This window comes from Cohnella hashimotonis (assembly GCF_030014955.1).
GTDB classification, from domain to species: Bacteria; Bacillota; Bacilli; order Paenibacillales; family Paenibacillaceae; genus Cohnella; species Cohnella hashimotonis.
The window spans coordinates 84076-97487 of the sequence record NZ_JAGRPV010000001.1; the positions used below are offsets into that span (position 1 = coordinate 84076).

General features: G+C 57.5%; 19 protein-coding genes. 18 read left to right on the forward strand and 1 reads right to left on the reverse strand.

The features are described 5' to 3' along the window. The first annotated feature begins 23 nt into the window (after nt 1-23). From rplO to KB449_RS00485, 18 genes are all read left to right on the forward strand, one after another. Nucleotides 24-467: a 50S ribosomal protein L15 gene (rplO, locus tag KB449_RS00400; RefSeq protein WP_090117897.1), complete on the forward strand. Its 444-nt coding sequence runs from the start codon at nt 24-26 to the stop codon at nt 465-467. Further along, nucleotides 467-1765, forward strand: a complete 1299-nt coding sequence (gene secY / locus KB449_RS00405) for a preprotein translocase subunit SecY (RefSeq protein ID WP_282906478.1) — start codon at nt 467-469, stop codon at nt 1763-1765. Before rplO ends, secY begins: the two co-directional genes overlap by 1 nt. 37 nt (nt 1766-1802) lie before the next feature. Beyond that, complete coding sequence (locus tag KB449_RS00410; RefSeq protein ID WP_282906479.1) at nt 1803-2447, forward strand: adenylate kinase; 645 nt, start codon at nt 1803-1805, stop codon at nt 2445-2447. A gap of 6 nt (nt 2448-2453) precedes the next feature. Further along, complete coding sequence (gene map / locus KB449_RS00415; protein ID WP_282906480.1) at nt 2454-3206, forward strand: type I methionyl aminopeptidase; 753 nt, start codon at nt 2454-2456, stop codon at nt 3204-3206. Nucleotides 3207-3215: 9 nt separating this feature from the next. Then, entirely contained in the window at nt 3216-3524 is a 309-nt protein-coding gene (locus KB449_RS00420) for a KOW domain-containing RNA-binding protein (RefSeq protein ID WP_282906481.1), read from the forward strand. 2 nt (nt 3525-3526) lie between these two features. Next, the gene (gene infA, locus KB449_RS00425) at nt 3527-3742 is read left to right on the forward strand and encodes a translation initiation factor IF-1 (protein ID WP_090117962.1); all 216 of its coding nucleotides are present in this window, start codon (nt 3527-3529) and stop codon (nt 3740-3742) included. An 87-nt stretch (nt 3743-3829) separates the two neighbouring features. Continuing rightward, entirely contained in the window at nt 3830-3943 is a 114-nt protein-coding gene (gene rpmJ, locus KB449_RS00430) for a 50S ribosomal protein L36 (RefSeq protein WP_003333770.1), read from the forward strand. A gap of 19 nt (nt 3944-3962) precedes the next feature. Continuing rightward, on the forward strand, nt 3963-4331 hold the full coding sequence (rpsM, locus tag KB449_RS00435; protein ID WP_090117892.1) for a 30S ribosomal protein S13: 369 nt from the start codon (nt 3963-3965) through the stop codon (nt 4329-4331). Between the two features lie 19 nt (nt 4332-4350). Then, nucleotides 4351-4749, forward strand: coding sequence for a 30S ribosomal protein S11 (rpsK, locus tag KB449_RS00440; RefSeq protein WP_271754067.1), 399 nt, complete (start codon nt 4351-4353; stop codon nt 4747-4749). A gap of 187 nt (nt 4750-4936) precedes the next feature. Beyond that, nucleotides 4937-5881 carry a DNA-directed RNA polymerase subunit alpha gene (locus tag KB449_RS00445; RefSeq protein ID WP_271754068.1) on the forward strand — a complete coding sequence of 315 codons (945 nt, stop codon included), beginning with the start codon at nt 4937-4939 and terminating at the stop codon, nt 5879-5881. A 44-nt stretch (nt 5882-5925) separates the two neighbouring features. Beyond that, the gene (gene rplQ, locus KB449_RS00450; RefSeq protein ID WP_090117889.1) at nt 5926-6291 is read left to right on the forward strand and encodes a 50S ribosomal protein L17; all 366 of its coding nucleotides are present in this window, start codon (nt 5926-5928) and stop codon (nt 6289-6291) included. A gap of 222 nt (nt 6292-6513) precedes the next feature. After that, nucleotides 6514-7317, forward strand: coding sequence for a tRNA pseudouridine(38-40) synthase TruA (gene truA, locus KB449_RS00455; protein WP_282906482.1), 804 nt, complete (start codon nt 6514-6516; stop codon nt 7315-7317). Nucleotides 7318-7571: 254 nt separating this feature from the next. Next, a complete protein-coding gene (gene rplM, locus KB449_RS00460) occupies nt 7572-8009 on the forward strand; it encodes a 50S ribosomal protein L13 (protein WP_277533305.1) in 438 nt (145 codons plus the stop codon). A gap of 20 nt (nt 8010-8029) precedes the next feature. Then, a complete protein-coding gene (gene rpsI, locus KB449_RS00465) occupies nt 8030-8422 on the forward strand; it encodes a 30S ribosomal protein S9 (RefSeq protein WP_282906483.1) in 393 nt (130 codons plus the stop codon). 151 nt (nt 8423-8573) lie between these two features. Beyond that, complete coding sequence (locus KB449_RS00470; RefSeq protein WP_282906484.1) at nt 8574-9266, forward strand: phosphoadenylyl-sulfate reductase; 693 nt, start codon at nt 8574-8576, stop codon at nt 9264-9266. 30 nt (nt 9267-9296) lie between these two features. Next, on the forward strand, nt 9297-10475 hold the full coding sequence (sat, locus tag KB449_RS00475) for a sulfate adenylyltransferase (protein ID WP_282906485.1): 1179 nt from the start codon (nt 9297-9299) through the stop codon (nt 10473-10475). Between the two features lie 70 nt (nt 10476-10545). After that, nucleotides 10546-11352, forward strand: a complete 807-nt coding sequence (gene cwlD, locus KB449_RS00480; RefSeq protein ID WP_282906486.1) for an N-acetylmuramoyl-L-alanine amidase CwlD — start codon at nt 10546-10548, stop codon at nt 11350-11352. Between the two features lie 106 nt (nt 11353-11458). Beyond that, nucleotides 11459-12583: a P-loop NTPase gene (locus tag KB449_RS00485; protein WP_282906487.1), complete on the forward strand. Its 1125-nt coding sequence runs from the start codon at nt 11459-11461 to the stop codon at nt 12581-12583. A 52-nt stretch (nt 12584-12635) separates the two neighbouring features. Here the strand turns inward: KB449_RS00485 and gerD are convergent, their stop codons facing one another. After that, on the reverse strand, nt 12636-13334 hold the full coding sequence (gerD, locus tag KB449_RS00490) for a spore germination lipoprotein GerD (protein ID WP_282906488.1): 699 nt from the start codon (nt 13332-13334) through the stop codon (nt 12636-12638). Between the last annotated feature and the right edge of the window lie 78 nt (nt 13335-13412).

The window sequence follows — 13412 nt, forward strand, 5'->3', positions numbered from 1 at the left end:
CAATCAAGGAGGTGCGACGAACGATGAAATTGCATGAACTTTCTCCTGCAACTGGATCCAAGTTCAGCCGCAAACGCGTCGGTCGCGGCATCGGCAGCGGCATGGGCAAGACGTCCACGCGCGGTCATAAAGGCCAGAACGCCCGTTCCGGCGGCGGCGTACGCCCCGGCTTCGAAGGCGGTCAAAACCCGTTGTACCGCAGACTTCCGAAGCGCGGCTTCAACAACGACCGTTTTGCTACGGAATACGCGATTGTTAACCTGGATCAACTGAGCGGATTCGCAGCCGGCACTGAAGTAACGCCGGAACTGCTGCTCTCCGAAGGGATCGTAAAGAATCCTAAGGACGGCATCAAGATTCTGGGCAACGGCGAGCTGACTGCAGCTATTTCCGTTAAAGCCCACAAGTTCTCCAAATCCGCTGCTGAAAAAATCCAGGCCGCCGGCGGTAACTCCGAGGTGATCTAATGTTCGCTACCGTGAGCAACATCTGGAAGGTCGAGGACCTTCGCAAGAGGATCCTATTCACGCTTTTCATACTGCTCGTCTACCGCGTCGGCTCCTTCATCCCGGTGCCGAACATCGACAAGAGCGTGCTGGAACAGGCCAATCAGCAAGGCAACGAGCTGTTCGGCCTGCTCAACACGTTCTCAGGCGGCGCGCTGTTCCAGTTCTCGATCTTTGCGCTCGGGATCATGCCGTATATCACGGCATCGATCATCGTGCAGCTCCTCTCCATGGATGTCATTCCGAAGCTTGCGGAGTGGGCTAAAGAAGGCGAGATCGGTAAGCGCAAGTCGGCGCAGTTGACCCGTTACCTTACGATTGTCCTCGGTTTGATCCAAGCTTTCGCGACCTCGATCGGCTTCAACCGTATCTATAGCGCGAAGATGGTCATCGATCCGTCGCCGGCGACCTATATCTTGATCGCCATCGTGCTTACGGCCGGTACGGCCTTCCTGATGTGGCTCGGCGAGCAGATCAACGAGAAGGGCATCGGCAACGGCATTTCGATCCTGATGTTCGCGGCGATCGTCTCCCGAATTCCGACGTATATCCAAGAGATCTATCAGGACCAATTCGTGAACGGCGACCAGATCTTCTGGGCCGTCCTGAAGATGGTCATCATCCTGATCGTGATCCTGCTGATCATCGTCGGCGTTATCTTCGTCCAGCAGGGCGTGCGCAAGATTCCGGTCCAATACGCCAAGCGCGTAGTCGGCCAGAAGATGTACGGCGGTCAGTCGACGCATATCCCGCTCAAGGTTAACGGTGCGGGCGTCATCCCCGTCATCTTCGCTTCGTCGCTCCTGATGTTCCCGATCACGATCGCCCAGTTCTGGGCCGGTCACACTTGGGCCAACTGGATCATCAACAACCTGTACTACAACAAGCCGCTCGGTATGGTATTCTATATCTTGCTGATTGTTGGGTTCACCTTCTTCTACACGTTCGTGCAGTTCAACCCGCAACAGCTCGCGGACAACATGAAGAAGAACGGCGGCTACATCCCAGGCATCCGCCCGGGCAAGCCTACGGCAGGCTACCTGATGAGAGTCATCACCCGCATTACCCTCGCTGGTGCGCTGTTCCTGGCTGTCATCTCGATCCTTCCCGTCATCTTCGGCTCTGCCTTCGGTCTTCCGAAGTCGGTTCAGCTGGGCGGCACGTCGCTGCTGATCGTCATCGGCGTCGCGCTTGAGACGATGAAGCAGGTTGAGAGCAACCTGATCAAGCGTCACTACAAGGGGTTCATCAATAAGTAAGCTGCTTCAAAATGAGGGACTTTCAGGAGGTACGGCAATGAACATCCTGTTTATGGGTCCTCCTGGGGCCGGCAAAGGCACGCAGGCGGAACGCATCGTCGAATCGTTCGGCGTGCCGCATATCTCGACCGGCGACGCATTCCGTCTGGCGATGAAGGAAGGCACCGCGCTTGGGCAGGAAGCCAAGAAGTTCGTGGATCAAGGCCTCCTCGTCCCGGACGAAGTCACCAACGGCATCGTTAAGGACCGACTGTCACTGGCCGACTGCGACATGGGATTCCTGCTCGACGGCTTCCCCCGCACGCTGGCGCAGGCCGAAGCGCTTGACGAGATTCTCGCCGCACTCGGCAAGAAGATCGATCATGTCGTGAACCTGAAGGTGGACCGCGATCGTCTGCTCGCGCGCCTGACGGGCAGACGGATCTGCCGGACCTGCGGCGCTACGTATCACGTTCTGTTCAATCCGCCCAAAGTCGAAGGCGTGTGCGACAAGGACGGCGGAGCGCTGTACCAGCGCTCCGACGATACGGAGGAGAAGGTCGGCACCCGGCTGGATGAATACACGAGCAAGACGGCTCCGCTGCTTGCCTACTATGAAGGCAAAGGGCTGCTCCGAGAAGTGGACGGGGAGAAGGACATCGACGCGGTTACGGCCGATATTTCCTCCCTCCTCAGAGGGTAACCGGCCATGATCGTGTGCAAGTCCGAATCGGAACTGAACTTGATGAGACGGGCCGGAGAGATCGTCGCGAAGACGCATCAGCTGATGAAAGAAGCTGTGCGTCCGGGCGTGACGACCGCCGAGCTTGACCGGATCGCCGACGCATACATCCGCAGCCAGGACGCGGTTCCGTCTTTCAAAGGCTATAACGGTTTTCCATCCAGCATTTGCGCATCGGTCAACGAAGAACTGGTGCACGGCTTTCCCGGTCCCCGGGTGCTTCAAGAGGGCGATATCATCAGCATTGACATCGGCGCGCAGTATAGAGGCTACCACGGCGATTCCGCCTGGACGTACGGCGTCGGCACCATCTCCGAGGACGCTAAGCGTCTGCTCGAGGTGACCGAAGCCTCGCTGTACGCGGGTCTTGCGCTTGTGAAGCCAGATGTCAGGCTGTTCACGGTGTCACACGGCATCCAGAAGGTGATCGAAGAGGCGGGCATGTCGGTCGTGCGGGAATACGTCGGACACGGCGTAGGACGCGAACTTCACGAAGAGCCGCAGATTCCCAACTACGGCGTGCCCGACCGGGGGCCGCGCCTGAAGCCGGGCATGGTGCTCGCCATCGAACCGATGGTGAACCTGGGCTCGCGCTACGTGCGGACCCTCTCGGACAACTGGACGGTCGTGACGGTGGACGGCTCGCTGTGCGCGCACTTTGAGCACACCATCGCCGTAACCGAGGACGGGTTCGAGATTCTGACCCGTGCGGAAGACTAGGCGACAGCCATGACGGAGACGCCAGCGCTGTCGCCCGGGGAAGTCGTGAGGAGCCGCCGCGGCAAAGACGAAGGTCAGCTGGCGGTGGTCATCGCCTTAGCCGACGAACGATTCGCAATCGTCGCGGACGGCGACAAGCGCCGGTTCGACCGGCCGAAGCGCAAAAACGTGCTGCATCTCGAATCGGTCGGCATCGTGAGCGACGAAGTCGCAAGCAGCATTCGGGACACCGGACGCGTGACCAACGGCAAGCTTAGGCACGCTGTCGTCACTGCCATGAGGCGGCTCGAAGCGCATGCTGAAGAGAAAGGAGAATGACGGTGGCCAAAGAGGACGTAATCGAAGTGGAAGGCGTGGTCGTCGAACCGCTGCCGAACGCGATGTTCAGGGTGAAGCTTGAGAACGGCCATGAGATTTTGGCTCATGTCTCCGGCAAGCTGCGGATGCACTTCATCCGAATCCTGACGGGCGACAAGGTCGTGATCCAGCTCTCGCCGTATGATCTTACGCGAGGCCGCATCACTTACCGCAAATAGTTCTTCCGGTCTACCGAACCACACGTGACGGCAGCATGACGCGCATACGCGCATCAGCGCCGCCGCACACTTTAGGAGGCTATTACCATGAAGGTGAGACCATCGGTCAAACCCATTTGCGAAAAATGCAAAGTTATTCGCCGCAAGGGTAACGTAATGGTTATCTGCGAAAATCCGAAGCACAAACAAAAACAAGGCTAAGAGGAGGTGCTCCTAACATATGGCACGTATTAGTGGTGTTGACCTCCCGCGCGACAAGCGCGTGGAAATCGCCCTGACGTACATCTTCGGGATCGGCAAGACGACGTCCCAGAAGCTTCTTGCTACGGCAGAAATCAACCCCGACACTCGCGTCCGCGATCTGACCGAAGACGAGCTCGCTCGTCTGCGCGATGCGATCGACAAGACGCAAAAGGTCGAGGGCGACCTGCGCCGCGAGATCGCGCTGAACATCAAGCGCCTGATCGAAATCGGCTGCTACCGCGGTGTCCGTCACCGTCGCGGCCTGCCTGTCCGCGGCCAACGTACGAAAACGAACGCCCGCACGCGCAAAGGTCCGCGTCGTACGGTAGCGAACAAGAAGAAGTAAGAAGGGAGGATAAATCAGCATGGCACAAAAAGGCAAGAAGGTTGTCCGCACGAAACGCCGCGATCGGAAAAACATCGAGACTGGCGTCGCGCACGTCCGCTCGACGTTCAACAACACGATCGTTACGATTACGGATCCGCACGGCAACGCGATCTCCTGGGCCAGCTCCGGCAACATGGGCTTCAAAGGCTCGCGTAAGAGCACGCCGTTCGCTGCGCAAATGGCTGCCGAGACCGCTGCCCGCGCCGCGATGGAACACGGCATGCGCGCTGTCGAAGTCATGGTCAAGGGTCCTGGCGCCGGCCGCGAAGCCGCGATCCGTTCCCTGCAAGCCGCAGGTCTTGAAGTCAGCATGATCAAAGACGTAACGCCGATCCCTCACAACGGCTGCCGTCCTCCGAAGCGTCGCCGCGTATAATATGCGCCACTATGTGGTATCAAACAAAAACAACTTGTGAATAATGGTTGTAATGGTTAGGCATACTACATGGTTTGCCCAATTCGGTTATACTGGTTGAGGGACTGTACGTCATCCCGGATGACCGGACGGGGCGAACAAACGGCAACGTCAGCAACGCAGCGACGTTTTGAAGGAGGGTTTGGTTGTGATTGTGATCGAGAAGCCAAAGATCGAATCGGTGGAGATTCAAGAAGACAAGAGGTACGGACGCTTCGTGGTAGAACCGCTCGAACGCGGCTATGGCATGACGCTCGGCAACTCCCTTCGCCGGATTCTGCTGTCGTCTCTGCCAGGCGCCGCCGTCATTTCGGTTCAGATCGATGGCGTGCTTCACGAATTCTCCACCATTCCTGGCGTGATTGAGGACGTCACCGAGATCATCCTCAATCTCAAGCGCCTCTCCCTGAAGATTCATTCCGACGAGGAGAAGGTGCTGGAGATTGATGCTGAGGGCGAGGGCATCATCACGGCTGGAGACATTCGGGCAGACAGCGACGTGGAGATTCTTAATCCGGATCTGCATATCGCCACGCTGGCTTCCGGTGCGCGTCTTCACATGCGCATCTTCGCCAGACAGGGGCGCGGCTACGTCCCGGCGGATCGCAACAAGAAGGAAGATCAGCCGATCGGCGTCATTCCGATCGATTCGATCTACACGCCGATTACCCGCGTTAACTACAAGGTCGAGAATACCCGCGTCGGTCAAGTAACCAACTACGACAAGCTCACGCTTGAAGTATGGACCGACGGCAGCATCCGGCCCGAAGAAGCGGTAAGTCTGGGCGCCAAGATCCTGACGGATCACTTGTCGCTGTTCGTCGGCCTTACGGACGAAGCCAAGGATACCGAGACGATGAAGGAAAAGGAAGAGGACAAGAAGGAGAAAGTGCTCGAGATGACCATCGAAGAGCTCGATCTCTCCGTTCGTTCCTACAACTGCCTGAAGCGCGCCGGTATCAACACAGTTCAAGAGCTGATCACCAAGACCGAAGAAGACATGATGAAGGTCCGCAACCTGGGCCGCAAGTCTTTGGAGGAAGTACAGGAGAAGCTCGAAGAACTCGGTCTGGGTCTTCGCTTCGAAGAATAGAAGACCTGACAAGACCGCATCAAGCGACAAGGAGGGAATAACAGATGGCATACCAGAAACTGAGTCGTGATTCGAGCTCGCGGAAGGCGCTCTTCCGTGACCTGGTCACCGACCTGTTCCTCTACGAACGTATCCAAACGACGGAAGCGAAAGCGAAAGAAGTTCGCTCCATCGCCGAAAAGCTGATCACGCTGGCTAAGCGCGGCGATCTGCACGCGCGTCGTCAAGTGGCGGCATTCGTGCGCCGCGAGACGCTGAACGGCGAACAGGACGCGATCCAAAAGCTGTTCTCCGATCTCGCACCGCGTTACGCGGAGCGCGCAGGCGGCTACACGCGCATCCTGAAGCTCGGACCTCGCCGGGGCGATTCGGCTCCTATGGTGTATCTCGAGCTCGTCGACCGCGCTTAAATCCCGCGGATCCAGCGCATCGGTTTCGACCTCTCCCTAGACGAGAAGCCGTTGCGCGGACGTTAACGGCTTCGCCCTCCTTCGGGAGGCGCGCGTCCGTTTACGCGGAGGAGTTCCAAGCTCGATAGCCTTCGGCGAACAGGGCTTTGAATTCAAAAAAGGATGGACCGAATGCTACCCTTTCGGCACATCCTTTTTTTGTGCCACAAGGAGGAATGGCGCATGCGCAACATCGCGCTTCTCGTGAGCTACGACGGTACAGGCTACTACGGCTTTCAGAGTCAGCCTGGCGGCAATACGGTGCAGGACAAGATCGAAGAGGCGATCCGCATGCTCTCGGGCGAGCAAGTCAAGCTGACGGGCTCGGGCCGCACCGATGCCGGCGTGCATGCGCTCGGACAGGTAGCCAACTTTCTGACGGCGTCCAGCATCCCGGCTGAACGCTGGGCGATCGCGCTGAATTCGCGGCTGCCGGACGATATCGTCGTGCACGCGGCCGTCGAGGTCGCTACGGACTTTCACGCCCGGCGCTGCGCGGTGGGCAAGACCTACCGCTACTCGATCAATTCCTTTCGTTTCCCGGACGTATTCGCCAGACACCGCGTCTTCCACCATCCGGCGCCGCTCGATTTTGCCGCAATGAGGGAAGGGCTCAAGTATTTGCTGGGGGAGCACGACTTTACGTCTTTCACTTCGCCGCTCTCCACCAAGCCGCACCATGTCCGTACGCTTTACGAGGCTTCCTTGCAAGTGGACACGGCTTCGGGCGACAGTGAAGCGTCCGGAAGAGGTGTCGCACGCATTACCGTTACGGGAAACGGATTTCTTTATAATATGGTGCGCATCATCACGGGGACGATCCTTCAGGTCGGGGAAGGCAAGCGGAAGCCGGAAGACATCGCCGATATTCTTGCCGCCAAAAGCCGTGCAATCAGCGGTCCAACGGCCGTGCCGTACGGTCTAACGATGTGCAGCGTCGCGTACGGACCCGAGTGGGGGTTGAACTGGAAGCCGCCGTATAATTAATGCGTTAAATTGCATGAATTAGTATTGCGATGCCCAGGGATATCATGTACAATAGTCATTGTGTGTTCTTCATGGCTTCCCACGGCCCCGATGAAGAATACGCGAAGCGGTGTGTCGCGCGCCGCGCGTTTTCCTTCCCGAAGATGGAGGCGCAGAAGCGGACGATCGCAACATTTGTTTTTCCCAACCGATACGCAATCGATGAGGCCTACAGGCCGATCACGGATAAGAGCAGGATTGAAGGAGGAAGTAACATGCGCACAACGTACATGGCGAAGACGAACGAAGTTGAACGCAAGTGGCATGTCATCGACGCTGAAGGCAAGACGCTGGGTCGTCTGGCTACGGAAGCTGCATCGCTGATTCGCGGCAAGCACAAGCCGGAGTTTACGCCGCATGTCGATACGGGCGATTTCGTCATCGTCATCAACGCCGAGAAGATTGTCCTCACGGGCAAGAAGCTCCAACAAAAGAAATACTACACGCACTCGCACTACCCGGGCGGTCTTAAGACGACGACGGCTGGCGACATGATTGCCAAGAAGCCTGCTCGTATTATCGAGCTTGCCGTTTACGGCATGCTGCCGAAGAATAAGCTCGGCCACCAGCTTCAGACGAAGCTGAAGGTATACGCCGGCGCTGAGCACCCGCACCAAGCACAACAACCTGAAGTTTACGAACTTCGCGGTTAATCGAGAGGGAGGACCTACCAATGGCTCAAGTGCAATATATCGGAACTGGCCGACGCAAGCATTCGGTAGCGCGCGTACGTCTCGTGCCCGGCGAAGGCCGCATCGTGATCAACAAGCGCGACATCAACGAGTATTTCGGTCTGGAGACGCTCAAGCTGATCGTTAAGCAACCGCTGAACCTGACCGAGACCTCTGGCAAGTACGACATCATCGTACTGGCTAACGGCGGCGGCATCGCAGGCCAAGCTGGCGCGATTCGTCACGGCATTTCCCGTGCTCTTCTGAAGGCTGATCCCGAGCTTCGCGGCTCGCTGAAAAAAGCCGGTTTCCTGACACGCGATCCACGTATGAAGGAACGTAAGAAGTACGGACTCAAGGCTGCACGTCGTGCGCCTCAGTTCTCCAAGCGTTAATTTATGCTTTCAAGCCTCGACGTCTTTTACGGACGATGTCGGGGCTTTTTTACGCCGATTTTATTCTTGTATATTCCGATCAGGAAGCGTATAATTTTTTAGACTAAAGCATTGAAGGGCATCACCTACTTGTCAACAGGGGGTAGTGAATATGAATTTGCTTGAAAAAGAAGCGCTGATCCGCGAAAAAGCCGAAGAGTTCGAGCATGCTTCGCCGGAGACGGTCATCCGCTGGGCCGTTGAGACATTCCCTAACATTACGTTCGCCTGCAGCTTCGGCGCAGAGGACGTCGTGCTGGTCGATATGCTTCAGAAAATCAGCCCGAAGAGCGACATTTTTTATCTCGATACCGACTTCCACTTCAAAGAGACTTATGAGACCCGCGACAAGCTCGCGGCTTATTATAACCTGGAATTTGTCCGCGTAAGCCCGCTCATCACGCCCGAGGAGCAGGCCGGACAGCATGGTCCCGAGCTATGGAAGGTCGATGCCAACGCTTGCTGCAATATCCGGAAGGTCGAGCCATTAACTCGCATTCTGGGGCAGTATGAAGCTTGGATCACCGGCATTCGCCGAGATCAGGCGCCTACCCGCGCCAATGCCAAAAAGATTGAATACGACACCAAGTTCGGCCTTGTCAAGTTCAATCCGATCGCCTCGTGGACGAGCGACGACGTATGGAACTACATCCGTTCCAACAATATTATTTACAACGCGCTTCACGACAACCACTATCCGAGCATCGGGTGCGAGTATTGCACACGCCAAGTCATGCCGGGAGAAGATCCGCGCGCCGGACGTTGGGCAGGTCAAGAGAAGACAGAGTGCGGTCTGCACAAATAAGCGGCCTTACGAGAGGAGCAGCTACATCCAATGAGTACGATTCAGCCGCATGGCGGCACTCTGATCAACCGTGTGCTTGAAGGGGCGGCACGGGACGAACTGCTGGCTCAAGCGAGCAGCTTCAAGTCGATTCCGGTCAACGCCTGGACGATTTCGGACCTTGATCTTATCGGCGTCGGCGCTTTCAGCCCGCTGACCGGCTTCCTGAACGAGCAGGATTACAAAAGCGTCGTTGAACGCATGCGTCTGGCGGACGGCACGGTATGGAGCATTCCGATTACGCTAACGGTGAGCGAAGAGCAGGCGGCCGGTCTGGGGATCGGCGATCGTGCGGCGCTTGTGGGCGAGCAGGACGGCGTCGTATACGGCATCGTCGATATCGAGAGCATCTACACGCCGGATAAGAAGCATGAAGCCATCCAGGTATTCAAGACGGACGATCTGGAGCATCCTGGCGTCGTGAAGCTGATGGAGCGTCCGAACGTCTATGTCGGCGGACCGGTCCAATTGCTGAACCGTCCGCAGCCGGAGAAATTCGGGGAATACTACTTCGACCCGGCCGAGACCCGTCAGATCTTTGCAGATAAAGGCTGGCGTACGGTAGTGGGCTTCCAGACGCGCAATCCGGTTCACCGCGCGCACGAGTACATTCAGAAGTGTGCGATGGAGATCGTAGATGCGCTCTTCCTGAACCCGCTCGTGGGCGAGACCAAGTCCGACGACGTGCCGGCTAACGTCCGCATGCGCTCCTATGTCGCCTTGCTTGAGAATTATTACCCGAAAGATCGCGTATTCCTTGGCGTATTTCCAGCTGCCATGCGTTATGCAGGCCCGCGCGAGGCGATTTTCCACGCCATGGTTCGCAAGAATTACGGCTGTACTCACTTCATCGTAGGCCGCGACCATGCCGGCGTAGGCGACTATTATGGCACGTACGAGGCGCAGGATTTGCTCAAAACCTTTTCGGCGGACGAGCTTGGCATCACGCCGCTGTACTTCGAGCACAGCTTCTTCTGCAAAAAGTGCGGCAACATGGCTTCGAGCAAGACTTGCCCGCACGATAAGGAAGAACATCTCACGTTGTCCGGCACGAAGGTGCGCGCGCTGCTGCGCGACGGCATCTGCCCGCCGCCTGAGTTTTCGAGACCTGAAGTCGCTCAGATCTTGATCGAGGGCATGTCGGCGTCCGCCGAGACGGCCAACCGCTAAGGACGATCATAAATAACCGCCCTGTCCCATAAGATGTAGCGTACATCAAATGGACAGGGTGGTTTTTATTATGCGGCAGAACGAGCGGCAACGATACGCGGGCAGCAAACGTTCAAAAAGAATCGTCGTATGGATCACCCGCAAGGGAGCGGTCCGTCTCGCCGCCGTGGCAGGTCTTGTCGCGCTTCTAGGCGTTCTGCTATGGGCTGAGATTCCCGCGCTGGAGACGGGCGGACAAGGCTACCTGAAGACACCGCTCACGGGCAAGACGATCGCGCTGGATGCGGGACACGGAGGCGTGGACGGAGGGGCGGTGAGCCGCGACGGCGTGATCGAGAAAGACATTAATATGGCGCTCGTGCTGCAGCTTCGCGATTACCTGCAGCAGGCAGGCGCCGTCGTCTATTTAACGCGCGAGGGCGATCACGATCTGGCGGACCCGAACGTTAAGGGCTATTCCAAACGCAAAACCCAGGATCTGCTGAAGCGGACCGCATTAATCGTCGGGAAACGTCCGGATATCGCGCTTACGATTCATATGAACAGCGTACCGTCTGCCAAATGGTCCGGCGCGCAGACGTTTTATTACCCCTCCAACACGGAGGGCGGACGACTCGCGACATTGGTGCAAGCCGAGATCAGGGAGTCGGTAGGCAATACGAATCGCGTAGCGCTGACCAAGGATAATGTATACCTTTTAAAGGCATTGAAAATGCCGACAGCGCTCGTCGAAGTCGGGTTCTTGTCCAATCCGAACGAATCGCGCCTGCTGGCCGGCGAAGGGTACCAGACGAAAGTAGCGGCAGCCCTTTACAGAGGCATCCTCCGATATGCAGAAGGCGAGGGCAAATCGGCAGCTCCTCCAACCGTCAATTAGACTACAGTATGGAGACTTTCCCTGTCCGACACACATTCGTCATGCGCGACTGTGCTATAATAGACAATCAAGATAACGCGCAACGGTTGGAGGTTGGGAAACGCGAATGGCAACGAGAGAAGATGTAATCGAGGCGTTACAGGGGCTTGAAGAGCCATCCTTGAAGCAGCCTCTTGCCCGCTTAGGTTTGCTTAGGGATATCGTGGTCCGCGACACCGGCATCTCGCTGACGGCCGTGCTCCATCCCGACAGCATCGCCGAGGCTTCACGTCTCGAGTCCGAGATCGCGACGGCATTGGCCGCCATCCATGAGGGCAAGCCTCACGTGAGGATCCGGACGATGACGGAGCATGAGCAGAGCGAGGCGCAATCGCGCCGTGACGGCGGGCAGGCTGAGACCGCGGCAGCGGCAGGTACGAAAAAAGCGGCGGCACCAGTCAAAGGACACAGTGCCGGATTGGAGCAGCATCCGCTGCTTAGTCCCGACAGCGACGTCGTGTCGATTGCGATTGCAAGCGGCAAGGGTGGCGTCGGCAAGTCCACGGTGACGGTCAATCTGGCTGTCGCGCTTGCGCGCCGAGGCAAGCGGGTCGGACTCATCGACGGCGACATCTATGGCTTCAGCGTGCCGGACATGATGGGAATCGAAGAACGGCCGGAGCAGGTCGGCGACAAGATCAAGCCGATCGAACGGTTCGGCGTCAAGGTGATCTCGATGGGTTTCTTCGTCGAAGACAACAGCCCGATCGTATGGCGAGGCCCGATGCTTGGCAGAATGCTCCGCAATTTTTTTGCCGATATCGCTTGGGGCGAACTCGATTATTTATTGCTCGACCTACCGCCAGGCACTGGCGACATCGCGTTGGATGTACATCAGATGCTGCCGAAGAGCAAGGAGATCATCGTGACGACACCTCATGCGACTGCTGCCTTCGTCGCTGCGCGGGCCGGCGCGATGGCGATCAAGACCGAGCACGAGATCATCGGCGTCGTCGAGAACATGGCTTGGTACGAAAAAAACGGCGAGCGGGATTATGTATTCGGAAGAGGCGGCGGCGGCATGTTGGCCGATACGCTCCATACGTCGCTGCTTGCGCAATTTCCGTTGGGCGCGCCCGACAATCACCCCTCGGAGCCCGATTATTCACCATCCGTATACAAGGCCGACAATCCGATCGGCCGCGAATACCTGGCGCTGGCGGACGAAGTGATCGCCCGCTGCGGCAGATAAAGCGAAAAACAACCGCCGACGCATTTGCGCCGGCGGTTGTTTTCGTTTTGTGTTATTGCCCGCCGCCACCGCCGCCACCGTCGCCGCCACCGCCACCGCCGGACTGATCCCCGCCGCTTTGGCCTCCGCTTTCACCGCCGCTGCCGCCGGACTCGCCTTTAGATTGCTCGGGCTTCGGCGTCAGCTCCTCCTTCACGACGTCTTGCAAAATCTTCATGAGCTCCAGCTTGAAAACCGGATTCTGAATCGCTTCGCCAACCGCGCTCATCATCTGCTTCCGATATTCGGCCGTCTTGGTCGTTTCAAATAGGACGGTTTTCATATCCCCGGTCTTAAACACATTCACCAGTTCTTGCTGATATGTCGGATCCTTCAGCAGATCCTTATGAATTTGCTTGTTATCCTTGCTGACAGCCTTGGCGAACTCGCCCGCGAACTTCGTGTCGGTCATGATTTCGCGAAGCACCTTCGAATAATTGGAAGAGGTCAGCACGTCCTTCACGGCCGTCCGAATCTGCTCTTGATCGGAGGGTGTCAAGGATTGCGCGTGCAGGGAGCTGGTTCCGTACTTTTCGGTCGATGCTTTATCCAGTGCTTCTTGCGCTTCCTGGGAGCCCAGGATGTCGATCACCATCGATTTGACGTCTTTATAACTCATCTGCTCGCTGCTGGCGCTGGATTCCGGGCCGCAGGAAGAGAGCAGGATGACGGCCGTCAGGGCGAGGCCGGTCCACCACAAGCGAAGCCGCATAATGCGATCATCACCCTTTCCGGGAATTTGATCGTAGTATGCGACTTCGACAGGCCGATTATAAGGAAGACTTCATGG